At 40.9% G+C, this 22,797-nt stretch carries 30 protein-coding genes; 4 read left to right on the forward strand and 26 right to left on the reverse strand.

Annotated elements, in window-relative coordinates:
* Positions 1 to 8: 8 nt before the first annotated feature.
* From NST39_RS14905 to NST39_RS14920, 4 genes are read right to left on the reverse strand one after another with little or no spacing between them, the layout of a single operon-like run.
* Complete coding sequence (locus tag NST39_RS14905; protein WP_106066345.1) at positions 9 to 677, reverse strand: LysM peptidoglycan-binding domain-containing protein; 669 nt, start codon at positions 675 to 677, stop codon at positions 9 to 11.
* Positions 670 to 4,758: a transglycosylase SLT domain-containing protein gene (locus NST39_RS14910; RefSeq protein WP_341029047.1), complete on the reverse strand. Its 4,089-nt coding sequence runs from the start codon at positions 4,756 to 4,758 to the stop codon at positions 670 to 672. The genes NST39_RS14905 and NST39_RS14910 overlap by 8 nt, the downstream gene beginning before the upstream one ends.
* Positions 4,759 to 4,896 carry a hypothetical protein gene (locus tag NST39_RS14915; protein WP_088002055.1) on the reverse strand — a complete coding sequence of 46 codons (138 nt, stop codon included), beginning with the start codon at positions 4,894 to 4,896 and terminating at the stop codon, positions 4,759 to 4,761.
* A gap of 41 nt (positions 4,897 to 4,937) precedes the next feature.
* Entirely contained in the window at positions 4,938 to 5,378 is a 441-nt protein-coding gene (locus tag NST39_RS14920) for a phage tail assembly chaperone (RefSeq protein ID WP_012011040.1), read from the reverse strand.
* Positions 5,379 to 5,530: 152 nt separating this feature from the next.
* On the opposite strand from NST39_RS14920, the gene NST39_RS14925 reads away from it, so the two are divergent.
* The gene (locus tag NST39_RS14925) at positions 5,531 to 5,620 is read left to right on the forward strand and encodes a putative holin-like toxin (RefSeq protein WP_080772987.1); all 90 of its coding nucleotides are present in this window, start codon (positions 5,531 to 5,533) and stop codon (positions 5,618 to 5,620) included.
* A 285-nt stretch (positions 5,621 to 5,905) separates the two neighbouring features.
* Here the strand turns inward: NST39_RS14925 and NST39_RS14930 are convergent, their stop codons facing one another.
* The 18 genes from NST39_RS14930 to NST39_RS15015 form a co-directional block, all read right to left on the reverse strand.
* A complete protein-coding gene (locus NST39_RS14930) occupies positions 5,906 to 6,349 on the reverse strand; it encodes a phage tail tube protein (RefSeq protein ID WP_341029048.1) in 444 nt (147 codons plus the stop codon).
* 1 nt (position 6,350) lies between these two features.
* Positions 6,351 to 7,697 carry a phage tail sheath family protein gene (locus NST39_RS14935; protein WP_341029049.1) on the reverse strand — a complete coding sequence of 449 codons (1,347 nt, stop codon included), beginning with the start codon at positions 7,695 to 7,697 and terminating at the stop codon, positions 6,351 to 6,353.
* Between the two features lie 3 nt (positions 7,698 to 7,700).
* The gene (locus tag NST39_RS14940; protein WP_003212736.1) at positions 7,701 to 7,913 is read right to left on the reverse strand and encodes a hypothetical protein; all 213 of its coding nucleotides are present in this window, start codon (positions 7,911 to 7,913) and stop codon (positions 7,701 to 7,703) included.
* A complete protein-coding gene (locus NST39_RS14945; protein ID WP_050944007.1) occupies positions 7,900 to 8,355 on the reverse strand; it encodes a hypothetical protein in 456 nt (151 codons plus the stop codon). Before NST39_RS14945 ends, NST39_RS14940 begins: the two co-directional genes overlap by 14 nt.
* Before the next feature lie 4 nt (positions 8,356 to 8,359).
* On the reverse strand, positions 8,360 to 8,857 hold the full coding sequence (locus tag NST39_RS14950; RefSeq protein WP_341029050.1) for an HK97 gp10 family phage protein: 498 nt from the start codon (positions 8,855 to 8,857) through the stop codon (positions 8,360 to 8,362).
* Positions 8,854 to 9,210, reverse strand: coding sequence for a YqbH/XkdH family protein (locus NST39_RS14955; protein WP_044140769.1), 357 nt, complete (start codon positions 9,208 to 9,210; stop codon positions 8,854 to 8,856). Before NST39_RS14955 ends, NST39_RS14950 begins: the two co-directional genes overlap by 4 nt.
* Complete coding sequence (gene yqbG, locus NST39_RS14960; RefSeq protein ID WP_044140770.1) at positions 9,207 to 9,590, reverse strand: protein YqbG; 384 nt, start codon at positions 9,588 to 9,590, stop codon at positions 9,207 to 9,209. The genes NST39_RS14955 and yqbG overlap by 4 nt, the downstream gene beginning before the upstream one ends.
* 13 nt (positions 9,591 to 9,603) lie before the next feature.
* Positions 9,604 to 10,527 carry a phage major capsid protein gene (locus NST39_RS14965; protein WP_341029051.1) on the reverse strand — a complete coding sequence of 308 codons (924 nt, stop codon included), beginning with the start codon at positions 10,525 to 10,527 and terminating at the stop codon, positions 9,604 to 9,606.
* A 22-nt stretch (positions 10,528 to 10,549) separates the two neighbouring features.
* Positions 10,550 to 11,638: an XkdF-like putative serine protease domain-containing protein gene (locus tag NST39_RS14970; RefSeq protein ID WP_126741601.1), complete on the reverse strand. Its 1,089-nt coding sequence runs from the start codon at positions 11,636 to 11,638 to the stop codon at positions 10,550 to 10,552.
* A 38-nt stretch (positions 11,639 to 11,676) separates the two neighbouring features.
* Positions 11,677 to 13,134: a phage portal protein gene (locus tag NST39_RS14975; RefSeq protein WP_126741600.1), complete on the reverse strand. Its 1,458-nt coding sequence runs from the start codon at positions 13,132 to 13,134 to the stop codon at positions 11,677 to 11,679.
* On the reverse strand, positions 13,131 to 14,444 hold the full coding sequence (locus tag NST39_RS14980; RefSeq protein ID WP_445662387.1) for a PBSX family phage terminase large subunit: 1,314 nt from the start codon (positions 14,442 to 14,444) through the stop codon (positions 13,131 to 13,133). Before NST39_RS14980 ends, NST39_RS14975 begins: the two co-directional genes overlap by 4 nt.
* Positions 14,441 to 15,085, reverse strand: a complete 645-nt coding sequence (gene terS / locus NST39_RS14985; protein ID WP_341029054.1) for a phage terminase small subunit — start codon at positions 15,083 to 15,085, stop codon at positions 14,441 to 14,443. Before terS ends, NST39_RS14980 begins: the two co-directional genes overlap by 4 nt.
* A 151-nt stretch (positions 15,086 to 15,236) precedes the next feature.
* Positions 15,237 to 15,755 (reverse strand): sigma-70 family RNA polymerase sigma factor, encoded by a 519-nt coding sequence (locus tag NST39_RS14990; RefSeq protein ID WP_341029056.1) that lies wholly within the window; start codon positions 15,753 to 15,755, stop codon positions 15,237 to 15,239.
* 126 nt (positions 15,756 to 15,881) lie between these two features.
* Entirely contained in the window at positions 15,882 to 16,088 is a 207-nt protein-coding gene (locus tag NST39_RS14995) for an XtrA/YqaO family protein (protein ID WP_012011053.1), read from the reverse strand.
* The gene (locus NST39_RS15000) at positions 16,085 to 16,486 is read right to left on the reverse strand and encodes a hypothetical protein (RefSeq protein ID WP_044140778.1); all 402 of its coding nucleotides are present in this window, start codon (positions 16,484 to 16,486) and stop codon (positions 16,085 to 16,087) included. The genes NST39_RS14995 and NST39_RS15000 overlap by 4 nt, the downstream gene beginning before the upstream one ends.
* A gap of 50 nt (positions 16,487 to 16,536) precedes the next feature.
* Positions 16,537 to 16,779 (reverse strand): hypothetical protein, encoded by a 243-nt coding sequence (locus NST39_RS15005; RefSeq protein WP_065099047.1) that lies wholly within the window; start codon positions 16,777 to 16,779, stop codon positions 16,537 to 16,539.
* Positions 16,757 to 16,909 (reverse strand): hypothetical protein, encoded by a 153-nt coding sequence (locus NST39_RS15010; RefSeq protein WP_341029058.1) that lies wholly within the window; start codon positions 16,907 to 16,909, stop codon positions 16,757 to 16,759. Before NST39_RS15010 ends, NST39_RS15005 begins: the two co-directional genes overlap by 23 nt.
* On the reverse strand, positions 16,906 to 17,169 hold the full coding sequence (locus NST39_RS15015; protein WP_341029060.1) for a helix-turn-helix transcriptional regulator: 264 nt from the start codon (positions 17,167 to 17,169) through the stop codon (positions 16,906 to 16,908). Before NST39_RS15015 ends, NST39_RS15010 begins: the two co-directional genes overlap by 4 nt.
* Positions 17,170 to 17,327: 158 nt before the next feature.
* On the opposite strand from NST39_RS15015, the gene NST39_RS15020 reads away from it, so the two are divergent.
* The 3 genes from NST39_RS15020 to bioB all read left to right on the forward strand — a co-directional run bounded on the left by NST39_RS15020 (position 17,328) and on the right by bioB (position 19,413).
* A complete protein-coding gene (locus NST39_RS15020) occupies positions 17,328 to 17,705 on the forward strand; it encodes a helix-turn-helix domain-containing protein (protein ID WP_003213241.1) in 378 nt (125 codons plus the stop codon).
* A 199-nt stretch (positions 17,706 to 17,904) separates the two neighbouring features.
* Positions 17,905 to 18,255: a hypothetical protein gene (locus tag NST39_RS15025; RefSeq protein ID WP_341029062.1), complete on the forward strand. Its 351-nt coding sequence runs from the start codon at positions 17,905 to 17,907 to the stop codon at positions 18,253 to 18,255.
* Between the two features lie 162 nt (positions 18,256 to 18,417).
* The gene (bioB, locus tag NST39_RS15030) at positions 18,418 to 19,413 is read left to right on the forward strand and encodes a biotin synthase BioB (RefSeq protein WP_282062489.1); all 996 of its coding nucleotides are present in this window, start codon (positions 18,418 to 18,420) and stop codon (positions 19,411 to 19,413) included.
* A 41-nt stretch (positions 19,414 to 19,454) separates the two neighbouring features.
* Here bioB and NST39_RS15035 read toward each other — a convergent pair whose 3' ends face one another.
* The 4 genes from NST39_RS15035 to NST39_RS15050 all read right to left on the reverse strand — a co-directional run bounded on the left by NST39_RS15035 (position 19,455) and on the right by NST39_RS15050 (position 22,671).
* The gene (locus NST39_RS15035; protein WP_003212767.1) at positions 19,455 to 19,928 is read right to left on the reverse strand and encodes a hypothetical protein; all 474 of its coding nucleotides are present in this window, start codon (positions 19,926 to 19,928) and stop codon (positions 19,455 to 19,457) included.
* A 182-nt stretch (positions 19,929 to 20,110) separates the two neighbouring features.
* Positions 20,111 to 20,944 carry an undecaprenyl-diphosphate phosphatase gene (locus tag NST39_RS15040; RefSeq protein WP_034660680.1) on the reverse strand — a complete coding sequence of 278 codons (834 nt, stop codon included), beginning with the start codon at positions 20,942 to 20,944 and terminating at the stop codon, positions 20,111 to 20,113.
* Positions 20,945 to 21,070: 126 nt separating this feature from the next.
* Entirely contained in the window at positions 21,071 to 22,213 is a 1,143-nt protein-coding gene (locus tag NST39_RS15045) for an AI-2E family transporter (RefSeq protein WP_003213553.1), read from the reverse strand.
* Between the two features lie 65 nt (positions 22,214 to 22,278).
* Complete coding sequence (locus NST39_RS15050; RefSeq protein WP_268484300.1) at positions 22,279 to 22,671, reverse strand: DoxX family protein; 393 nt, start codon at positions 22,669 to 22,671, stop codon at positions 22,279 to 22,281.
* Positions 22,672 to 22,797: the final 126 nt, after the last annotated feature.

The raw sequence follows: 22,797 nt of genomic DNA on the forward strand, positions 1-22,797 counted from the left end.
CAGCCCCCCTATTGTGGTATTTTTAACCTTTGTCCAGGGAAAATCCAATGCCCCGGCTGCTTAATATTGCGTTTGCTCCGTTTAATCATCGCTAATTTATTGGCATTCCAAATACGCCGCCATTTTGTACTATCGCCATAAAACCTGCCTGAAATCGCCCATAGCGTATCCCCTTTTTTGACGGTGTACATTTTTGGTGGTGTTTTTGAAGGCCTTTTCTTTTTCGTTTGTTTTGCTTTTTTCTTTCGTTTGATTTTCCTAGGCGATGCGGTTTTGTATTCCTTTAACTCGATCGTAAATTCACGATCGCCAATATCATATGACCCTTCTTTATGGGTGAAACTTTCAATGCTGCACGTCATATTGACCTTTGTCCCCGTTACAATCAGCCGCACAGACTTCTTTGAACGCATCATTCGTTCTATTTTCGCTATCGCATTCTCTGGTGATGGAATGCTTTTATATTCAGCAATTGGCGAATATTTCTTAGGAAATAATGAAGTGAATGATACTTGCTTAGCCGATGGGACATCAATAAAGGTTAGTTCTCCAAAAGAGGCAACCTTTACCGTTTCATTTTGTACGTTATTTGTGATTTCAAGTTCGGATGGAAGGACAGGGAATCGCAACTTGTCCTTTCCTTGGGAAATCCACAATTGATACACTGATTTACCCATCGATCACGACCCCCTTCGTTCCTGTATGAAGCTCTACTTCCAGTTCATCTACGAGCATTTGTCTAATTTTTTCGACAAGCGATTGCTGATCTTGTCCATTATGAAAATGCTGATCCCCATTCAATTGAATGGTGATTTGCTTATTACTTGACGATGCTGTACGACTAGAAGACTGAACTGAGGTGACTTGCTGCATTTGTGATTCTGGTAAAGGAGCAGACGCATTTGCTGGATCATATACTTGCATCCCAAGTGCCTTGGCTGCCTGCGTTAATAAATACCTTCCGCGAATGCCTCTTTCTTCAGGAATGATCCATTCGCGTTTGTTTCCTTCACCGACTCTAGCAACCTGCTCCTGAGTAATCAGTCCACCATTTGCGTAGCCTTTATAAGGTCCGCCTCTTCTCATACTTCGTAATCCCGGTGTATTGAAGACTGTGCCATATCTGCCCTTAATGTAATTAATGGCTGCAACGGCATTATGAATTGGGTTCCAAATGTCATTCATGCCCTTGCCTTTATTGGCGTTAAACGTCGTTCCAATGGTTTGCATTAAGCCTTTAGAAGGCGTTCCCTTCTTAGCGTTAGAATCCCATAAGTTGATTGCTCTCGGATTTCCATTCGATTCATGCTGCGCAATGGTCATAAGACCTGGAAGCCAGTTCATCGATGTGCCAGTTGCCATGAGAGCTGCCATGAGCCATTGCTGAACACTAAGACCCGAAGCCCCCATACCGCTGAAAGCTCCAATTAATGAACCAGCCTGATTTTCAGCAAACTTTTTCACATCAACTGAGTCGAGCCCTTTGACGACACCGATCGATGCAAATTTCCCAAGACTCATCATGACGCGTGAAGGGGAATGAATGTCTAATTCCTCTCTAAACGCCTGCTCTACTTTCTTCGCCATTTCTTTGGCGGCTTGTGTGACTTCACTTGCTTTTGAACGCATGCCACTGTTAAAGGCATCCATCATTCCTGAGCCCCAGCCTGGTGATTCTTGTTTTACTTGTAGAAATGGTTGTTTGATGTGCTGATCTACGTATTGGCTAGTACCAACTGATGTAGCATTTTGACCTGTGGCAAAACCACTAACCGTTCCAGAACCCCAAGTTGGCGATGCTGTCATCACTTGTTGGTATGGTGCTTTTACACGACTTTGCAAAAAGCTGTCTGTTCCTGTTGGTGTCACCTGCTGACCATTCGCAAAAGCAACAACTGTTTGCTGACCATACTTATTTGAGTCTGAGGTCAATTGACCAAAAGGCTGCTGAATATTCTTTTGTTTCCATTGATCAAGTGTAATCACTTTTTGATTTAATCCTTGTTCAAAATCCTTATTAAATTGCTCGCCTATGCTAGAGGCTTGAATGTTCCCAGTCATCGAGACCGATCCATCTATTGAACCGACAGAAGATGATGAAGCTACTGCTGTAGGAGCTGGAGAGCTTGATACTTGATTTCCAACTGCTCCGCTTGGCATAACAGACATTCCAAGATGAGAAGCAGCCTGAGCAAGCAGCATCTTCCCGCGCCCTCGGTTATTTTGAGTTGGAATGACAAATTCGTTACCTGCTTCACCGACCCATGATAAGGTTGGCTGGGTGATATAGCCGCCTGTGGCTTTTTTATCGGGTTTAAAATCTTTTTTCCCGTTTTCTCGACCTTTTTCAAATTTTGTAATATGCTTACTAGCGATTTTTGCGCCTTTATTTTTGAGTAAATCCCATGAATCTCCTAAAATATTTTTACCCCAAGACTGTACATCACTCCACCTACTTGACCACCAGTCTTTATTAAATAGAGTTGAAGAAATAGTTGCTTTTGCAGTTGACCAAATTGTTTTTGACTGTTCCCATTTACTTTTTGACCAACTTTTTACGTTATCCCACTTCTCCCCCCACCAATCTTTGTTAAAAACCGTTTCACGAATTTTTCCTTTAATTGAATTCCATATTTCGACTGCACCATCCCATTTTTCTTTTGTCCATTTTTTTACATCATTCCACTTCTCTCCCCACCAATCTCCGTTAAACACAGTCTCACTAAGTTTCCCCTTAATAGAATCCCATATTTCGACTGCACCATCCCATTTTTCTTTTGTCCATTTTTTTACATCATTCCACTTCTCTCCCCACCATTCTCCGTTAAACACAGTCTCACTAAGTTTCCCCTTAATAGAATCCCATATTTCGACTGCACTATCCCATTTTTCTTGAGTCCAGTCCTTGATAGCATCCCATTTTTCACTCCACCATTCGCCATTAAAGACAGTAGATTCTAAAACTCCTGTAACGTATCCAGCTTGTTCTGCCCACCATTCTGAATTAAACAGGGTATTCGATGCTGTAGTTTTTATATCTTCCCATTTTTCACTTAAGTTCCCTAAAGACTTTTCTGCAGAGGTTTTAACACTCCCCCACTTTTCACTCCACCATTCGCCATTAAATAAAGTGTTGGAAATATTCTCTTTAAGTTCTGATGTATCAAATATCTCCCCTAATTTTGATCCTCCATAAGTACCAGCCATTCCTCCTGCAGCACCACCAATGGCAGCTCCTACAAATGGTATTGGAATTAGAGCCTGACCAATGGCAGCTCCACTAATTCCTCCTGCAAGCCCCCCAGAGAAACCACCTACTTTTTCCCCAACGTTTTCTTTCGTGGTTCCTATTAAATCCGTTGCACTTAATAAGTTCCCCAATATAGGTACTCTTTTTAATAACTTACTACTTCCTCGACCTATATTTTTAAATGCATCGCCTAACCCACTTAAACCTCCGCTACCTTTCATCAAACCTGCAAGCCCCGCAACAGAAGCCGCTATAGCCGAGCCTTTCTTTAATCCACTTGGGATTTTACCAATAAATTTACCTGCATTTGTTTTCAGTTTTCCTAGTCTACCTGGAGGTCTTCTATTTCTTTCAGTTCTCATAGTGGCTGTAGGATTTGTGGGTTGTCTTTGTGAACGACCATTTTTATTTCTATTTCTAGTTCTATCAGAACCACGCCTGCTTAAACCTCGAGCGCAACAAGGGCAACAGCTATTACGAAATAAACCTTTTCCTTTTTGTTTATTTGGCTGCGTATTAGGAGTTGGATTTGTTGGTGCTTCAGTAGTTTGACTTTGAGCCGATGGGCTACTGTTGTTTTCGCTTGATTGATTTTTCGGACCAAGGATCCAATCTAACCCTTTGTTAAACCATTTATCTAGATACTCCTCAGGGTTGATTTTAATCTTCTCACTAATTCGTCCAATCACTTCTTGCTTGTATTCGTCTATTTTCGTTTCAATCCAAGGTAACGCCTTGTCATCCCAAAATTTTCTAGGGCTCAATTTTTCCTTCAACTTATCCGAGACGTCACTTGCATATTTTTCAATTTCCTTTAGCGCCTTGTTTCCGAAGTTTCCTAGCCAGCTCTGGTTGTTTTGAATCTTTTTCGCAGAGGCTGCTGGATTTGATTCTTTTTTTGTTTTCTTTTCTTTCACAACCGACTCTGCTTGATCTCGTTTTTTCAACTTACTCTTTGCATTGTCTTGAACAGACACTCTGATTTCGTGTTTAGACATCGTCAAGCTTTTGAGTGTCTTTTTGATTCGTTGAATTGCAGCGGTGGCTTGGTCAACCATGTTTAATCTCATATAGTACGTTCTGTTCATGAGCTGAAAGATAGATTTTTTGATTGATGACATTTTACCTGACAATTGATCGTTTAGTTTAAACGTCAGCATAATGGGGCTTGTTCCCGCTTGCTTTAAACGATTTATGCTGGATTTCATGACATCTAGCCCCTTCGCTTGAATGGATATGACCAAGTGATTCGGGAGCATATTTAACTGATTGTTTAATGCTTTAAGATCACGAAAGATTCCTTGATCCAGTCTCATGGAAATCGCTGACATTTTCCGAAGTGATAAACTGAAGTTTTTTAATTTCTTGTCATCTATATCCAGGTTTATTTTCACCGGTTTTCTAAATGGTTTGAGCTGCTTCTCAAATGTTTGAAATCGCTTTTGTATTCGCAGCAGCTTCTTCGATACTTTGTCTTCTAATTCAAATCGTGCAGTGAGTTTCGCCAATTATTTCCCTCCTTTCTTTGCTTCTTTTTCTAGCATGTCGAGTTTGTAGCTGATGAGTCCAAATAGGAGTGCTTTGAATGGTCTTGGTGATTCGTATAAATCTAGGAGTTCAGATGGGGAGTAGTGAAGCTCATGCATGGCGTAATATAAAAACACGGCTTCTTTATCCCCATCTTTTATTAGTTTTTTGCTGCTTCTTCTAAATCTTCAATTTCGTCTTCGAATCCGTTGATTTCAATCGCCTTGTTTAACCAGTTTGCGTATTCACCGCCGACAGATAATACACGTTTTGCGACTTCAACTGGATCTTGTGTGCTGTAGGCTTCTCTTAATTCCTTTGAGCGGAAATCTGGGTAAATCGTTGATTCAATGGCAATACGTGCGTAGAAGCGTTGGCTGTCTAAGTCTTTCACACGGCCTCTTCCTTTGACATTTTTGAACGTGGTGTTTTCTTTTTCCAGTTCATCAATGCGTTCAGTTGTAATGGCTTTAAAGACAAAAGGAATGACATTCCCTTTTTTATCAACAAAACGCTTAGAAATTGGCACTTTGACCTCTTCTGCTTCTACTGTTTGTCCTGGCATAAAAAATGAAAGATCAAATGTTTGTTTTTCGCTCATGTTTAAAAACTCCCTTTGTTATGTTTTTTTGAATGCAAAAAAGCACATCCATTTTTGAATGTGCTTTCCAATCTTTTCATGTATAATTTAAATTGTACAATTGAACGGCTAGCTCAAGGGTGTCTGGCTCATCCCCCGATAGGAAGGGGGTGATGCTCATGTCAACATTTCAAGCACTAATGTTAATGCTTGCTTTCGGGTCATTTATCATAACCCTGTTGACGTATATAGACAAAAAATAGACTCCCCCTTGAGCTTTGGTAGGTAAAAGGGAAGTCTATCCTAAAGTATCCTATTCGATTAGCCAGCCCCTTGAGGGCCAAATTGTACATTGCCGGGATGTTGACGCATCCTGGCTTCTTTTTATTTTATGCAAAGTACTTTGCATGTAAACATATTTCTAAGAAACTTTTTGGGGTTACACAGTCACTCTTTTGTAGCTACCCTGTAACTATGAAAAATTATACCATATCGTTGAATAAAATAAAAACAACATATATTTTCGTCATTTGTATGCCTTTTGTTCATTAAAAGGAATTCTTCAGCTTTTCAGGAAGATCAAAGTCCTCGAACGTAAACGGAACTTCTTCTTCTAGTGCTTCTGAATCGACATCCAGACCAGCAATTTTAGCTGAATCGAAGTTGACATCAAATAATGTTACACGCTCAGTACCTCGGCCTGATGATTTATCGTCAATCACCGCTTGAAGAGTGAAATAAGTATCTTCCCCTTTTTTCACATAGTTGAGCATTAATTGAACGAAACGAGACGTAACTTTATAGAATGTTGCCGTTCCTGTTCCGTTTGCCCCAGTTGTTTTATGACCAGTCATTCGGCGGCCCATCACGTTGACTTCTGATTTGTTTTTTTCCACGTTTGCTTCAAACGTTTTGATAAAGGCAAGTTCCTCACCTTCTAAGAAAAGACGACCCTCTTTACCTGAAATTGTATTTTGCGCTTTAAAAGCCATCTTACTTCACCTCCACATTGAAATAGAATTTTTCTGCTGCATCTACTGGTTGAACAGCTAGATCGATAATAAATCCATCACGATCTTCATTGAGACCGATGACGATATCTGTTTCTGAGTTAAAGCCTGTAATGCCGCTGCCATCTTGAAGCTGTGTGAGATACTGTGTAATCAGTGTTTTCACAAGTTGCACTCCATCATCAGATGCTGGGATGTCATTGCCATTGGCTTTGCGTAATTTAATCAGATTTTTTAATTCGAACGTTAAATCATTGTTGATGGCATCAAGCACACGAATGATTTTGTTTTTCGCCATTTGCTGATTCTTTTCAGCTGTGAAGCTTGTTAAAGAGTTAATATCTTTTTCAACACTCACCGTGCGGTCTCTCGCATCAAAGGTGAAGAGGAACTCCCCTTGTGATAATCGGTATTCTACTTGATCATTATCAAGGCGTTCTAATGTATCCACTGCTCCTTCGTATTCCACAAAGGTGAGTGACTGATTGAAGTTTGCACCTGCACTTGCACCTGCGACCCAAGCTGTTGTTTGAGCAGGTGTTAGTTCTGTTCCATCTTCCAGCACGACACCACTTGTCACATTGATGATGCCTTCTTGGTCAGCTGCATAGTTCGCCACAACGCCTTGCACCTTACGTCCTTGCTTATCACGTAGACGCTCGATAAATGAAGCGAAGGTTGCTTTTAATTGCTCACTATTATCGACTGGGAGCGCAATGACATCAAAGTATTCTGTTTCTGCTGCTTCTAGGAAAGCTGTATAATCTGCGACACTTGCCACACCATTTTTTCCGCCGCTTAGTGCCACACCAGCTGTGATAGCTGCTTCACCTTCACCAGAAAATTGAACATATTTGTTTTTCACAAGATCTTTGACATCCGTCACAATCTGCTTATCCACAATATCTGTTCCAAGATAAGTAATGACGTCACGTTTTGTGCTGTCGAGTACATTTTCTGCCACTTGAATGGTGATCTCATTTCCCTTTAGACCGCCATAATTGGCTGTGACCACAAAGTTTTCTGAGATTTCAGCTTTGGCTGGCTCCCCTTCGTTCAAGCGGTAAAGCAAGACCGTTTGCGCTTTTTTCTTTGCTTCACGGAAAAGAAGAAGCGACTTGTCATCAATATTAAGTCCAACCTTTTTATTTAAGTCTTCCATATTGGAAATGGAAATAAAGGTTTTTGGTTCTCCCCAGCTCATCACAAGAGGAAGTGCCACCGTACCTCGATCGCCTAAAGTAATTCGCTGCTCTGCTGTTGTTTTAAAATTAAAGTAAATGCCAGGACGCTTTTTCTCTGTACCTGGTGTAAATGTGCCTCCGTTCATCCTTTAAACCTCCTTGGACAAAAAAGCATCAATGTGCTTTTTCGCTTCTGTTTTTGTAATTGGTTGATGTTTGATATAAAAAAGAGCACCTTCAAGGATTTCTGGTTTAACCCCAAAAAGATCCTTACTGTGCTCCTTTAAAGCTTCAAATGAAAAGCCAAATTCTTTTTCTTCGCCAGCTGTTTGAGCGGGCTCTGCTTTTTTAGTCTTGCTCACGTTTGATCACCCCATCTGAAAAGTTGATATCTTCAAGGCTCGCTTGTTTGTCTCGGTTGTACCAATAACTGCTATCCCACGTCAGGACAATCGCTGCTACGCCTTGATCTAACATTCTGGTTTCCACTCTTTTTATGCGGACATAATCATCAAGCACCTCTCCATCTTCACTCATCATCTGAATCATTTGACGATCAGCAAGCAATGCATCAACAATTATTTCTGCCGCGTCATGCGCTTTTTCTGAATCCATATGAAACACTTTCACTTGCAGCGAATAAGATTTCATAAACGTAGATACCGTATCTGGACCGCTGATGACTGTTACGGGCGGCACATAAACGGATGGTACTTGAAAACGCTCTGGTAAAAGTCGATCATACATTGTCACAGGAAAGTGTGTGTAAATATAATGCATGATTGCCCCGACTTCTTGATTCATTTCATCACCTCCCAAAATGTCGATCGAACCAGCTTTGAAGCTTTCGATCCAGCGACCGTTCAAACATTTGCTCATAGAGCATGACAGCATGATCCCAGTAGCCATTTCCATCTATCCATTGAGAGGCAAGCATCATTCCTGTCTTTGCATTCGGATCATATTCAAAGCGGCTACCAGCCCACCTGCCAGGCACCCATCTTCGCTCCCCATTTGAAGAAGTAGCATGTCCGTCATTGACATAGGAGGCATATTCAAGCTGCGTTCCCACTTCAAGTGTGAGACCACCTTTTGACATGAGAAAATGATTCTCCTTGTCTCCTTGCGTAAAGGAGCTTAGAAGCCGGCCTGTATCGACAGCATTCTCCTTGATTAGCTCATCTTGAATGATGTCCAAAAGCTCTAGGCCCATATCCTCTAGCCAATCTTGATATTCTGCTTTTAAGCCGCCAGCACACGCTGTTTCCAGCTGTGAAAGTAGCCGGTCAAGTCCATCAATTTTCATAGATTTTCCTTCCTGACTGCCATCACTTCAATGTGATGATTTTTCATTATTTTGGGCTGCTGCAACTTAAGTGAGACGCCGTTCCACACCATTTTGTCATGTAGGCGAATATCACTTGCTAAAGGAAAATGGACAAGATAGGATTGATAAATCACTGTATTCGGCTCTTCTTGCACAAGTGACTGATTTTTTTCTATGACATAACAAGCCAGGTCCGTCAGGCTAGGCGCATCGGGATAGGAAAGAGTCATTTGTAAGTCATCAGCTGGAATCCCAAATTTTCCTCGGGAAGCCTCCTGATGTTCAAGGTGAAAAAGATCACAGCGGTCTGTTAAGAGAGATTGATAACTCATAATGATCTCACCTTTAATTTGGTACTGCCGCCCGATAATGATGGTTCAATGTAATCGACAAGCAGGGCATATACATAAGGTTTGCCTTTCACTTGATCAGCTGCCTTCGCATATGAATAATCACCCATTTTTTCTGACGTAAAGCCTTTCATCATAGATTCATCATCATTCAACATTGCAAAATATTGAGCCATTTTTAATAATGCGATTCTTGCTTTTTCAGGGAGGGGCTGATATTTTCCGCTTGAGAAATCATGACCTACGATCTGAAATACCGCAGCTTCTGCTTCGATAATATCTGCTGTCAGTCTTTCTACAGATCGATTTTTCACACGCTCAAATACAGAATAGGCTTGCAGTTCTTCAGGAGAAATAATCATGACCTGCCGTCACCTACTCTTTCACTTTCATCACTTTTGCTACAGCATCCTCTTCCTCAAATTTGCTGTCTAGCTTCGCTGTCAGAACTATAATAAATTTCCGGCTACGAATATCTTTTTCTACTTCAATTCGAATATGACGAGAAAAACCTACGATAATATTTTTAGGGTGTGTCAGCAAAATATCTGATACGTCTGTTCCCGCTTTGTCGTATGGCTGCATATTGGCAAGACCTTTGACCGGCACACCGAATGCAGAAGAAAGTCCGCCTTGAATCACCGCATCTCCGAGAGTTGTCTGACGGTTTGCTACTTGATCCTTCCATTCCACCTCTAAACTTGGGGATGTGTAGAAACGGAAATCCTGAGGTACACGTAAATATTTTGACGGCATCGCTTTATAGGCTTGTTTAAACATTTGGCGGCTAATTTCCGCTCCATTTGCATCAACAATATGAGATACTGCTTGTTTTCTCACGCCATCCATTTGGGCTAAAAACGGATCTGATGAAGTCGTATCCCCATTGACGATGAGCTCTTCAATATCAACGGCCGCTCGTTCAGCAAGCATTTGCATAATGGTCTGCTGAATTCCGTCTTTTTCAATATTGTTTTCAATGCTGTCGTAGGTCATATGAATTTCTGCAATGACCTCTTTTGCATTTAGCTGGACAGTGCTTGTCGCTGGGACAACACGGTCTTTCGCATCAAGCGCTTTGCCTTCCTCTGCCGGGCGCAAAATACGCTGGCCAAAGCCGATTTTTTCGATTTTTTGTGAATCACTTTCCATCGGAATGATGCGTGCATCATTTAAAACGGTTGGTGTGTTTTGCATCATTCTAATGAATGTGTTGGATTGGGTTGCGTTCATGAGACCGCCGGTTTTTAAGCTGGCAAGTGTCATTTCAGCCTTACGAATCAACTCTTGATTTCTCACACTGTTTCCTCCTTATTTCGGCTTATAGTAAGCCATCCCATATGGGTTTTGTCGTGTCGTTTTGTGTATCGTGGATTGTTTGTTTTGATATGCCCCTTGCCTTTTCAAGCATGTGAATCCGCTCTGAAATAGGCAAAAGCTGCTGCTGAAGCACTTCCTGCATCGCTGCTTTTTCTCTGCTAGCTGATTTCTCTAAGGAAGAGAGCTGATGACGAATCGGTGCAACGACTTGCTCGAGCACTTTTTGGACAGGTTCTTCCCCTGTTTGTTCTGTTTCCTGCTGTTCAGCCTGCTGCAAGACGTTTTCGATGGCCTTTTTTGCTTTTTCGAGCTCTCGTACTTGATCCGTCGTCAAAGCGGCCTCTTCTTTTTGTACGTCTGCTGGCCTTTCACCAATCGTTTGAATGACATCCTCTGACTTCAGGATGTCCTGCATGATTGGAATGAGCTGTTCTAAGGCAGCTCTTACTTCCGCCTCATCACCATCACTTGACTGTAAGGTTTCCAGCAGATGGTCTAAAACGTTCCAAAATGGTTGTGACATGTTTGCACCTTCCTCTTTTAAAAAGAAATTTTTCAGCAAAGAAAAAAGCCCTCTCTCATTTGTATCTTGAGATAGAAGCTGATCTTTTTCTTCTATGGCGACGATGTCCGCCGTTCCAGCCATTGAATAGCCTGTAATGTGGCCTTTTTGAATTTGATCCCAAATCTCTTGGGAAGCCTTTGTCACAAGCACCCAAGATCCTTTGCGAATCAGCTCCCCGCCCACTTCAACATCAGCCGGAGCAATATATGATTCAACCACTTCGCCAACACCATCCTGAAAATCATGCTGCTTGTCAATATGACGGGCATCCTTCATAAAGCCGTGTGCCGCTCTTTCAATTTCCTTGGCTGTCATAAAGTCTTGATGTGCATCAGGCGTATTCGGCTCATACACGACACCGTACACGAGGCGATGAGCATCTTCTGCCTTTGTCAGGACACTGACCTCCTTTTGAAAGTCAGGCCGCTTTTTCTTTGCTTTCATCAGAAAGAATTTCTTCTTGTTCGCTGCTTTGTCCACGTAGGAAACATGCGTAATTTTAGCGTTTTTTAGTTCTCTTGGCATATGTTCACCCCCTTTCAAAAAAGCGCACTCGCTTCTGTTTATTTCGTCAGCTGGTCCGGCTCTGGTTGAGGCTTTTCTTCAGCTGATTTCATGCGGCTTTCTAAAGGGCGGTGATACAGTTCCTCAGGCCATTCCTCTAGCGTTTTTCCGAGGATTCTTCCTGCTAGATCGCGCAAATCGTTTGGTGACACTGCTCCCGCCTGAATAAATGGTGTCAGTACCTTGGCAATCTCTAATGGGTCTCTAAAATCAGGACCATTTAATAGAAAACGGACATGCCAAATATCAAGATCCGGCAGGAAAAGAGTATTGAGTTTTCCTGTGATGAGATGCCGTTCCGGCTGAAATACTTGCTCTTCTGTTGTTTTACGCGCTGTATCTGCTGTCGCTTTGTTATAATCTTGAGACTCACCTGTGTAAATAGGTGGAAGGCGAAACGCCGAGCGGATTTTGTTTCTTGTTTTTTCATCGTATTCTAAAAAAAGCGCATCTTCTTGCAGGATCTCGGCTAGAGATTTGAAGTTTACTTTGACATTTGAGACATCTTCTTCTCCCGTTAACCCTTTTTCTGTCGGCAGACCTTCAACTTCAAGCAATAGAAATTTATGTGCATGATCAGATCCTTCAATATCGTCCATATAATCTTGAAGCTGCTGATAAGAGGATTCTGACAGCATGCCATTTTCGACAATGATGGCACCTGGTACATGCCGCCCTTGTTTAAAATAAAGATAGTTCAGCTCCTCTGCCTTGCGTGCTCCGTACATATTGACGATGTTGCCAATCCAGCGGGGAATCCCATACGTTCCGCTGCCAATTTTAAAATGAATTACTTCTGTTGCGCGAAGCGGCTCTGGTGTGGTGTCATCGTATTTGCCTGTTTCACAATGCAAAATGCGCGGGTCACCATACTCCTTGAAGAAGACTTTCTTTTCGTTGATCACCTGCACATATTTGCGGAATCGTTTCTTTCGATTCATTGTTTTTAATTCGCCATTTTCTGTGTAACTGAATTCGACGTCGACTGGCTCACTAAGCTTGCAAATGCGGATATGAAGCGCATCTAAATACTCGATTCCGGCCGGTTTTCCTTGTCCATCTCTCAGCACCTCTAAAAAACCATTGCCCGTTTTCTCTCGGTCTTCAAGGACATAGCCAAGAATCACATCAGCGGACTCATCATAGTTCATGTACTTCGTAAACTCTTCAAGTCTTGTCCATTCCTTTTCTGCGGCTTTCTTTTTTGCCGGTTTTACACCTTCTGCATTAAAGTCAAAGGCATATTCCACTCCAAATCCAAAGCCTAAAATATTCGTTTTGTACGCATCAATACATTGCTGAAGAATGGTTGAATATTCTGCCATGCTTTTTAATTCATTGATGTTGTAAGGCGGGGGAACAATGTCATCTTTTTCATAGGAAAATTCATCTGCATACATTTGTTTTGTATGATCAGACATGTTTGCCTTCATAATCGTTGCTTTCAATTGTTTCATTGTATGGACCTCCTCTCTCTGTTTGGACGAACACGCTCCGAGGCGGTCTGTTTCAAATCCGTCACTTCATAATCATCCAGCGCATACCAGATCGCTGATAATGTGTGCGGGTCGATTTGAAATGCATCTTCCTCTAAACGTCCATCCTTATCTGCCTTATAGGTCAGTGATTGAAGTTCATAGATTGTGTACGGACAAGCATCAGAGCAAATAATTTTCTTAAATCGTTTGATCTTTTTCGTATACTGCAAACGCGAGCCTTGGAACTTATGTGCTGCCACCATTTGAAATCCACGCTGCCGAAAATAGTGAATGGTTTTAGGCTCTGCTGCATCGGCTTTGATGAGTTCCTTTGATTCAATGAACTCTTTTAGGTCAACAGCTGTTTCATCATCTGTTTTCCCGCGGTCGTAATATTCCCAGTAAATATATAAGTACTTTTTTTCATGGTCGACGGCTAATCGAATGAGCGCATTGTATGATTCAACAAATCCAAAATCCATGCCTGCTCGTTTTAGCGGCCGATCAATCTGCTGAATGGCTTCTAATACATCAGAATGATTTCTTACCTCAAATTGAGGAAAAACCTTTGTTCCATTGATGCCGAAATAGCCCTTCCTCGCAATTCGATAGAGGTCTGGGTCGTATTCTTTCAGCTCATCCAGCTGCTCAACATAGCTTTTAGGGAGAAATAGGTTATCTTCCGCTGTGGAGTGATGATAGTACGTATCCTTGATCACAACGGTGCGTTTTTTGTATAAGGTTTCGTCATCTAGGACAAATCGCTTCAGCTGTTCATCTCGAAAGAAATGTCTGTACGTCCAATTATCTTGACCAACAGGATTGGTCGATAACATCATATAAAGCGGTAAGGACGGATGCCTCAATCTTCCAAGCAGCTCTTTAAAGCCTTCATAAGAAACCTCTGAACACTCCTCAATCCAAATCATCGAGATGTTGTTAATCGATTTCAATTTCTCAGGCTTGTCCAGCCCTTTGAATAAGATGCTGCTGCCATTTCGAAACGTCAAGGCAAGCGGCGAACTGCGGCACTTCACCACATGACCGATGCCAAGATCGCTGACGATCTCTTGTAAGAGAGAAAATGTTGATTCGCGGTGCGTATCATATACTTCTCGAATGACAAGTGCTGTCCGTTTTTCTTCCAGCAGCTTTAAAATGAGTTTTAACGCAATGTGATAGCTTTTCGAGGAGCCGTAGCCGCCTACTAAAAATTGAAACTTTTGATTCCAATCGAATAGAAAATGTTCAAAGTGAGGATTGACTTCTTTTTCAATCAATGACGTCATGAGTTATCCTCTTTTCGCTTGATCATGATGTGAAGATCTTCCTCTTTTTCTTCGCGCACTGCTTTTTTTGTTTTTTCGATGGTCAGTTCAATTTGCTTTAGCCTTAATCTTCGTTCATCCTTCGTATGTGCAAGCTCTTCAAACTGTTTAATGAGACGCCTGAGCTCTCCCATTGCACGGGATTGGGCATTTAAAAAGGTGGCATGCCGATCCCATGAAAATTGAAACGAATATTCTTCTGTGCTGATTTCTTGTTCTGGCTGAATGCCTTCTACTGTTTCTTCTAATGAAGAAGGCATGTATGCCGTCTTTTTCAGCTCTTTGATCATGTCATCTTGATCTGACACATACATGATGCGCTGCGCCCGAATAATGGCAGCATATTGAATTTGAATTTGATCCCAGATTAAATCAAGCGATGTACGCCCGCTCATTTTCTCCATGATTTCAATTGTTTCATCTGAAAGAAACTGATTGAAGATCGAGTGTGCCTGCTTTGACGAATCTTTTGGCCTTTGCCATCCGTATCGTCTTTTCCATGATTTCACGGTATGGATCGAGACATTGTAATGATCAGCAATTTGCTGGTACGTCATCCCTTTCATATAATCTTGCTTGGCTTCTATCCGTTTATCTTTCATTTACATTCACCTGCCGCCTCCTTTTAATTCGAACGATTTCCTGTGAAGGAATCATTTGTGTAGGGCTAGCAAACATCCGTTTGGTCTTTCTAACTATAGGTGGCAACTGTAAGACAAGTGTGCTCCATTTATTTTGTGAAAGAAAAAACGCCTATTCAGCTGCTTCGAATAGGCGTTCTTGTACTTTTTTGGACATCTTTGTCCGAGCTCTCTCCATATGTTTTTGGACAGTTCCTTTTTTCACATCCAGCATAATCGCAATCTCGCTAAACGATAATCCTTGTGTTGTGTGCATGAAGAATACGTCCTTTTCTCGATCCGTTAAAACGGACAAGGCTTCGTCAATTCGTTTCTTGTCCCGCTCACTGAATTCTTTTTCATTTTCTTGGATGAGTGTATATTCATGTGATAAAGCCTCTAACACTTCTGGATTTGCTAGAATGGTGCGCTGATAGACTGAACGTCTGTCTAAACCTCTGCGTGCGCCTGGCTGTCTGCCAATTTGAAGCCATTCCACGACGTATTCGAGATCGCTGACCATACTAGCGATAATTTTTTTATCATGCTTCTCTTGATCTGACAGCTGTTTGTCTTCTTTTTCTCTAAATGGTTCATATCTTTTTCTAGCATCCTTTAATGCTCGTTTGTATTCGATAAGTAAATCTTGCATATTGGCTCTCTCCCTTTTTTAAGAAAATAAAAAACGGACACCAATCAGTCCCCTTTTCATAGGGTCTTGATCAGTGTCCGCAGGCTTTCCGTCTTGGACGTATGATGTTGTGATCTGTTCAGTGATCTAGCTGATTTTAAAACCAATCTCGTGATCTACTCTTGCAAAATGACCTTTTGCCGTTTGGATAATGGTTTTTCCATGTTCAGGTACATCTATCTGATAAGCTGTTCCTACATTCCCATCTAACACGATGACTTGAATTTTTCCTGTTTCCATCTCACCGACAAATGTCTGGTTTTCTTGAATGAATAATTGTTTTGGCTCGTTCATATGCTTGTCTCCTTAATTGGTGAGGACTTCGTGCCATCACCTATCGTATTTAAAATGATTTCAATTCTTGGACGCATACTATAAAACTGGGAAACTCTTAAATCGACAATCTGTAGAGGGGCCCTATCCGCAATAGAATGAAGTGCTTCTTGAATATGGTGTAGTCGGGGCTGAAAGATGCTGACGTTCACTGGACGTATCAAACCTTTTTCTGCGTATGTACGCTTGATTTGACAGTCAGCTATGTCAAGCGGCATGTCGTCAAATAAACGAATCTCGAGTGATAGTGCGTCTTTTATTTTATGCGGGCATTGCGCTTTTGCTGCTGCTCGTATTCTTTTTATCAATGTATCTTTTGTTAACAAAAACTCTGCCTCAATAATGAAATGGATGACCATGTTATGATCTCCCGTCATCCTTTTCCCACTGACGGATGTTTTGTTCGTTTTTACTCGCTTTGAGCAAGCATTTGAGGATTGCCATGATTTTCTTCCATCGTTTCATGTCGTCTTGATTCCTCCTTTTTTGCTTCAGCGACCTTTTCCGCCAAGAGGGTCATGTATGTTTGCTTGTCTTCTGATGTGGAAAAAACAAACACCGGTTTCTGATGATGAAAGGTCATCCAGCCGCCAGCTTGGACTAAACAAAGCTGCGCTTCCTTTCTGGCATCAAACGTCATCTGATGTTTCATCTTCTTCAAATCCCTCCAGACTTTCCTCAATCTCTGCTTGATACCCACAACGTGTCATGTCATATGACCAGTAGCTTTTTGGATATCCAAAGTCATTCATCTGCGCTACCATTGGATGTTCAATATTCATTTTGTTTGTCTCTCCTTTTCAAAGAAGTGCTCTTCCTTTAAAGAATTACTCATTACGTGTAACTTTTGATCAAAAAAAAGCTCTTGAACACCCCTATTTAGCAAATCTGCAATATGCTTTGCTATTTCTAAGCTGGGCTTCGTTCTGCCCATTTCTATATTTGCATAGCCGCTCGTGTACTTATACCCTAACTTTTTCGCCATATAGGTTTGTGTTTTTCCTTGTAAAATGCGTTCTTCTCGTAAATTTTCAAGTTTCATCTTTCCACCTCTTACTCAATATGTGTAAGTTATATTTATTATGATAATATACACAAAACGAGTAAGTCAATCATTTTTTATTCTTTTTGTGTAATTATTTATCTTTTCCGTGTAATTCATGATAAAATTTACTCATAACATGAAAAAAGGTGTTTCCAATGGATAATTTGACTGGAAAGATTTTAACTGAATTAAGAGAGAAGCATGGATGGAGCAAGTCAACGGTTGCTAAAAAACTCGGATTAAAGGCGATGTCCACTTATGCAAATTGGGAATATGGCTTGAGAAAGCCCGACGGTGAAATGATTGTGAAAATCGCCGAGTTATACGGGGTCTCAACGGACTATCTTCTCACAGGTAAGGACAAAGGCGGAACTGATGCCGACCTTGCAGACGATCCTGATTTGCAAATTGCGTTTAAGGCTGCCTCCGATTTTTCCGAAGAAGCACGAAGACAAACCATCGATTTTATTCACTACATTAAAGAAAAAGAGAAGCAAAAAGGCCGTCAGCCAAAACAGCGAGACGACGATTGATCATCTCTTTTCATAAAGCTTTACATTGCTGGGATACACCAGCTTTTTTTTATGTCTCTTTTTCCCCCGAAAAAAGAGAAGACTCATGAATAATATGTGACAAATTTCACCATAAATACTCTTTTTTTCACATATTTTAATTGACATATAATGCTATTATTATTAATATATGTATATACCAAAAAAAGGAGTGTTACCGATGAAAAAATTAATGAAAGCTTGTACACTGTCTTTAGCTGCTTTAGGTGCTCTTACGTTCTTCCAAACTGAAGGTGCTCATGCAGCTGCACAGCCAAAAGAACCAGTTATAGCAAAAGCTCCTATTATGAATAAAGTGATTACAGTGAACCGTACGCTTACTGTAGGTTCTTCAATCGCCGTTTCTCTTCCAGCAAGTCAAATTTCTGTGTCAGGCGCAACATATGCCATTCAATTAGATCAAACAACTCCGAACTTCACTTGGATTCGTGCCGTACAACGTGGTTCTGTCACAGTTTCCTACTATAATTCACTAGGCGAGCTTGTGATTAACTATATTACTGTTCGATAAGCTATAAAGCTTTACATATAAAAAGGCGATGACTTCATGATCATCGCCTTTTTGTGTGTCTTCAAGTATTTTTGTAGACTTCTTTTATCCAATGCTTGCCAACGACTATCCATTATGTTAACTTTTAATAAAAATAAGTTAACATAATGAGAGGAGCTTATGATGGGAAAACCAATGTCTTTGTCTTGGGAAGCAATAGCAGAGAAAGCGCTGAAAAATGAACGGATCACGCTGCAAGAAGGTCTAGATATTCTTGAAGCTGACGAGAGAGAATTATTATCTATCATGCATGCAGCCTATCAAGTACGATTTCATTTTTTTCAAAATAAGGTGAAATTAAATATGATTTTTAACGCAAAAAGCGGTTATTGTCCTGAAAACTGTGGTTATTGTTCACAGTCGATCATTTCTAAAGCACCGGTTGAACGATATACAATGCTTGATCAAAAAACGATTGTGGCTGGCGCGCGTGAGGCGCTCAAGAGAAAAGCGGGGACTTATTGTATTGTCGCGAGCGGCAGAGCACCTTCTCACAGAGAATTAGATGAGGTGACGGCAGCAGTAAAAGAGATCACTGAGACCATGCCTTTGAAGGTGTGTGCATGTCTTGGGTTATTAAATGAAGACAAAGCGAAGCGGCTGAAGGAAGCAGGGGTTCATCGGTACAATCACAATATCAATACACATCAAGATCATCATGCTCACATTACGACAACTCATACATATCATGACCGCTTGTCGACCCTTGAGGAGGTCAAACAGTCGGGCATGTCACCTTGCTCAGGGGTGATCATTGGAATGGGTGAAACCAACCAGCAAATTGTCGAAATGGCTTTTGCGCTCAGAGCCATTGATGCGGATTCTATTCCAGTCAACTTTCTTCATGCAATTGAAGGAACACCACTTGAGCATCAAGAACGAACACATCCGGTCAAAGCATTGAAAGTGTTGGCACTCATGAGGTTTGTCAATCCAACCAAGGAAATTCGAGTATCTGGAGGCAGAGAGTTCAATTTACGGACGCTTCAGCCGCTTGCCCTTTATGCGGCAAATTCCATTTTCGTAGGCGATTATTTGACAACAAAAGGTCAGCAAGTCCAAATGGATCATCATATCATTGAAGATTTAGGTTTTGACATAGAAGAATGTGCGTTATAAAAAAAGTCTGCCGGTGAATCGGCAGACTTTTAACAATAAGATTAGAATCTTTTATGGAAGTCGACAGTGCCGCTTCCTTCCTCACGGTCAAAGCTGCCGACAAATGTCCAGTTAATATAGCCGCCGTCACCATTATTGACGAACGTCCCATCTTCAAATACCCAAATACCAAACGTAATACCATCATATTCAACACTATCATAGTAAACCACATTGTTCAGTCCGCTAAAGTCATGGTCTTGGCTTAAGTTTTGGACAACGACGTTATAGTTTTGACCTGCTTCATAGAAGGCGCTGTACGCCGCATTTTTAACGAATCCATCACGATTTTGAGATGATTTTACTGCTTGTTCAATTTTATCGGCAATGGCTACTGGATCAATAGAGACACTTCCATCAACACCTGTTGTCGTTGCAGCTTCAGCCGTTTGACCAAAAGTCGTAAGAGATAGAGGGGCAGCAACCATTGACGTAGCGATCACAGAACTAACAAAAAATTTGCTTGTTTTTCTCATTATTTCTAACTCCTCCTTTAATTGGTATGTTTATGTACTACCCCTTCTCTTGTCTCTTAAACACTAATTTATGAAAAAACTTCTTTTTCTACCAATTAAGAGGGTGATTTTACTGTTTAAAAGAGTTGGAATAACAAAAAAACTACTCTTTTTAAAGAGTAGTTAAAGAGTAGTTTTCAGCATTACATGAATAGGATAAATAAAATCACACCTAGGATAATTCGGTATATTGCAAAAGGCACCAGCTTGATTTTATTGATCAGTTTTAGGAAGAATCGAACAACAAAGAGAGCCACAACAAATGCACTCACAAAGCCGACGATAAAGAATGGCAGCATGTCTGTTGTTAAATATTCGGCGTTTTTCACAAGTGTTAAGAAGCTTGCGCCCGCCATAATCGGCATCGCCATGATAAATGTAAAGTCAGCTGCCGCACGGTGATTCAAACCAAGAATAACACCACCTGCGATTGTTGAACCTGAGCGAGAGAAGCCTGGCCATAACGCCAAACATTGAAACAGTCCGATATAAAGCGCCTGTTTGTACGTCATGTTATCGACAGAGCTTGTTTCTGTTTTACGTTTATTGATCCAGTCAGCGACAAGCATCAGCACTGCGCCTAAAATCAAACCGACAGCAACTGTTCTCACGTCAAACAAGTATTTATCAATATAATCTTCAAATAAGAATCCTAAAATGACGGCTGGGACGAGTCCTACTGCAATTTGAGCAATGGTCAGCTTATGCCCGCTGCGCTTTTGTTCTTCAGTGATATTTTTCTTTAAGCCTAACAAGTTCAAAATCCGATCCTTGAACACAATCATGACAGCTAAAATAGAGCCTAACTGAATCACGACTTTAAATGTGTTTGCCGCCTCTGGCGTAATGATTTCCTTTGATTTTAACCATAGATCATCGACAATGATCATGTGACCTGTAGACGAGACAGGTGCATACTCTGTTAATCCTTCGACAATTCCTAAAACCAGTGCCACGAATAAATCCCATAGATTCATGATTTTCTTTCCTTTCAATTCTGATCTTTTGAACAGGCAACCATCTATGTCCACATAAAGACAAGCTTTCTTCATCGAAAGCTCGTCTTTATGATACTATATTTTTTTCAAAAAAAGATTATGACATTAAACCTTTTCTTCTTTATACAAATTGGATCGCATTTTGAACCAATCAAACAAGTGGGTCGTGATGACCTTCAGGACGGCATATGTTGGAATCGCAACAATGATGCCGACTACGCTGAACAATTTACCTGCTGTTAAGAGAACAAAGATAATCGTGATTGGATGGATATGAAGGTTTTTCCCCATGACCTGAGGTGAGATAAATTTCCCTTCAATGAGCTGAACAACTGTCCAGACAATGATTAGTTTGAGCAGCATAATTGGTGACGTAACAAGGGCAATCACAATCGCTGGTGTAATGGCAATCGTTGGACCAAGGTAAGGCACAATACTTGTACATGCCGCAATGATAGCTAACAAAAAGGCATAGTCTAACCCAATGATCATATAACCAATTAAAAGAAGAACACCTATACAAAAGCTGACAATGATCTGTCCGAGAATATAAGAGCTCAGGCGATGGTTCATTTCGTGAAGCACGATATGTGTATGTTCTCTAAACTTATTCGGAATAAATTTCAAGAAATAGTCAGGTAATTTTTTGCCGTCTTTTAATAAATAAAACAGAATGAATGGGACGGTCACGATCGAGATGATGACTTCAGTGAGCGCCCCTAAGAATGTCCCCACTCCGGTAAAGGTACTTTCCAAAATTTTCGTCGCTTGACTTGACGCTTTGCTCACCAATTCAGAAACGTTAAAATTCATCGCTTTTTGCGCTTGATTAATGAAGTTGCTTCCCGTTAGTTGTCTAATCTGATCTTCTACCGTATCAACATATTTCGGAAGGTTATGAAACAGACTCATCATTTGCGCTTGTAAAAACGGAATAATAGACACGATCGTCACTGTAATAATGCCAATAATGACAATATATAAAAGCAAAATCGAAAAGATCCGTTTGACTCTAAACTTCTCTAACAAATTGACAATCGGATTTAATAAATAATACACGACCCCCGTTAAAATAATCGGTAAGGCAATAGTTTTGACGAGTACAATGAGCGGTGTGAAAATAAAGGATGTTTTCATGAAAACAAGGATATTCAATCCGATTAATAGCAGGACGAGTAAAAAGAGAACAAACTTGTTATCAAGAAAAAATTTTCTAAATCGACTGCTCCACATTTGCATAGAATTCATATCGTTCCTCCAAACTCGGGCTTATTTATGAATAAATTGTACACTACCTGATCATGATATGGTGGTCATTGTTTCAGCTTTTTTTCCCATTTTGCAATGGACATCACCCATACAATCAGAATTGGCTGTCCTATCAGTCTTATCCATAGCAAAGACTGCTCTGTGCTTTCTTGACCTGGAAATGGAATTCCCTCTCGTGCAGCAAATAAGTTTGCAGGGAAAATGAGGACAAGATAGACAGCAATGATTTTTGCTGCTGCGATCCTGACATTTGGCAAAAGCAGCAAGACAGCAAGCAGCCATTCTAAGCATGCCGTCGCATAGACCATTACATATGGATATGGCCAGCCTGGCATCATACGGGCAAAGCCGCTCGGCTCTATCACATGAAAAATACCGGCTGCTATGAATAAAAGCGCAAAGACGTATGTACTTCCTATATGCAGGATTCGCTTCATGGTCGTTTCCTCCTCTCCCTTCTATCAGAGTATTACCCGAATGAAGGAAGAAACTACCCCTTTTCGTACATTTATATCCTTTATGTAAGACGCATCAGCCTATATAAAGGTTTCATCCGCTTTTCA

The sequence above is a fragment of the Bacillus sp. FSL W8-0645 genome, from assembly GCF_038007905.1.
GTDB lineage: Bacteria > Bacillota > Bacilli > Bacillales > Bacillaceae > Bacillus > Bacillus pumilus.

Excerpts from the sequence above, each read along its gene's own strand:
- NST39_RS14905 (WP_106066345.1), bottom strand. The coding sequence starts at position 677 with ATGGGTAAATCAGTGTATCAATTGTGGATTTCCCAAGGAAAGGACAAG.
- NST39_RS14915 (WP_088002055.1), bottom strand. The coding sequence starts at position 4,896 with ATGCATGAGCTTCACTACTCCCCATCTGAACTCCTAGATTTATACGAA.
- NST39_RS14920 (WP_012011040.1), bottom strand. The coding sequence starts at position 5,378 with ATGAGCGAAAAACAAACATTTGATCTTTCATTTTTTATGCCAGGACAA.
- NST39_RS14925 (WP_080772987.1), top strand. The coding sequence starts at position 5,531 with ATGCTCATGTCAACATTTCAAGCACTAATGTTAATGCTTGCTTTCGGG.
- NST39_RS14930 (WP_341029048.1), bottom strand. The coding sequence starts at position 6,349 with ATGGCTTTTAAAGCGCAAAATACAATTTCAGGTAAAGAGGGTCGTCTT.
- NST39_RS14935 (WP_341029049.1), bottom strand. The coding sequence starts at position 7,697 with ATGAACGGAGGCACATTTACACCAGGTACAGAGAAAAAGCGTCCTGGC.
- NST39_RS14945 (WP_050944007.1), bottom strand. The coding sequence starts at position 8,355 with ATGAATCAAGAAGTCGGGGCAATCATGCATTATATTTACACACACTTT.
- NST39_RS14950 (WP_341029050.1), bottom strand. The coding sequence starts at position 8,857 with ATGAAAATTGATGGACTTGACCGGCTACTTTCACAGCTGGAAACAGCG.
- NST39_RS14955 (WP_044140769.1), bottom strand. The coding sequence starts at position 9,210 with ATGAGTTATCAATCTCTCTTAACAGACCGCTGTGATCTTTTTCACCTT.
- yqbG (WP_044140770.1), bottom strand. The coding sequence starts at position 9,590 with ATGATTATTTCTCCTGAAGAACTGCAAGCCTATTCTGTATTTGAGCGT.
- NST39_RS14970 (WP_126741601.1), bottom strand. The coding sequence starts at position 11,638 with ATGCCAAGAGAACTAAAAAACGCTAAAATTACGCATGTTTCCTACGTG.
- NST39_RS14975 (WP_126741600.1), bottom strand. The coding sequence starts at position 13,134 with ATGAAACAATTGAAAGCAACGATTATGAAGGCAAACATGTCTGATCAT.
- NST39_RS14980 (WP_445662387.1), bottom strand. The coding sequence starts at position 14,444 with ATGACGTCATTGATTGAAAAAGAAGTCAATCCTCACTTTGAACATTTT.
- terS (WP_341029054.1), bottom strand. The coding sequence starts at position 15,085 with ATGAAAGATAAACGGATAGAAGCCAAGCAAGATTATATGAAAGGGATG.
- NST39_RS14990 (WP_341029056.1), bottom strand. The coding sequence starts at position 15,755 with ATGCAAGATTTACTTATCGAATACAAACGAGCATTAAAGGATGCTAGA.
- NST39_RS14995 (WP_012011053.1), bottom strand. The coding sequence starts at position 16,088 with ATGAACGAGCCAAAACAATTATTCATTCAAGAAAACCAGACATTTGTC.
- NST39_RS15000 (WP_044140778.1), bottom strand. The coding sequence starts at position 16,486 with ATGGTCATCCATTTCATTATTGAGGCAGAGTTTTTGTTAACAAAAGAT.
- NST39_RS15005 (WP_065099047.1), bottom strand. The coding sequence starts at position 16,779 with ATGAAACATCAGATGACGTTTGATGCCAGAAAGGAAGCGCAGCTTTGT.
- NST39_RS15010 (WP_341029058.1), bottom strand. The coding sequence starts at position 16,909 with ATGAATATTGAACATCCAATGGTAGCGCAGATGAATGACTTTGGATAT.
- NST39_RS15015 (WP_341029060.1), bottom strand. The coding sequence starts at position 17,169 with ATGAAACTTGAAAATTTACGAGAAGAACGCATTTTACAAGGAAAAACA.
- NST39_RS15020 (WP_003213241.1), top strand. The coding sequence starts at position 17,328 with ATGGATAATTTGACTGGAAAGATTTTAACTGAATTAAGAGAGAAGCAT.
- NST39_RS15025 (WP_341029062.1), top strand. The coding sequence starts at position 17,905 with ATGAAAAAATTAATGAAAGCTTGTACACTGTCTTTAGCTGCTTTAGGT.
- bioB (WP_282062489.1), top strand. The coding sequence starts at position 18,418 with ATGGGAAAACCAATGTCTTTGTCTTGGGAAGCAATAGCAGAGAAAGCG.
- NST39_RS15035 (WP_003212767.1), bottom strand. The coding sequence starts at position 19,928 with ATGAGAAAAACAAGCAAATTTTTTGTTAGTTCTGTGATCGCTACGTCA.
- NST39_RS15040 (WP_034660680.1), bottom strand. The coding sequence starts at position 20,944 with ATGAATCTATGGGATTTATTCGTGGCACTGGTTTTAGGAATTGTCGAA.
- NST39_RS15045 (WP_003213553.1), bottom strand. The coding sequence starts at position 22,213 with ATGAATTCTATGCAAATGTGGAGCAGTCGATTTAGAAAATTTTTTCTT.
- NST39_RS15050 (WP_268484300.1), bottom strand. The coding sequence starts at position 22,671 with ATGAAGCGAATCCTGCATATAGGAAGTACATACGTCTTTGCGCTTTTA.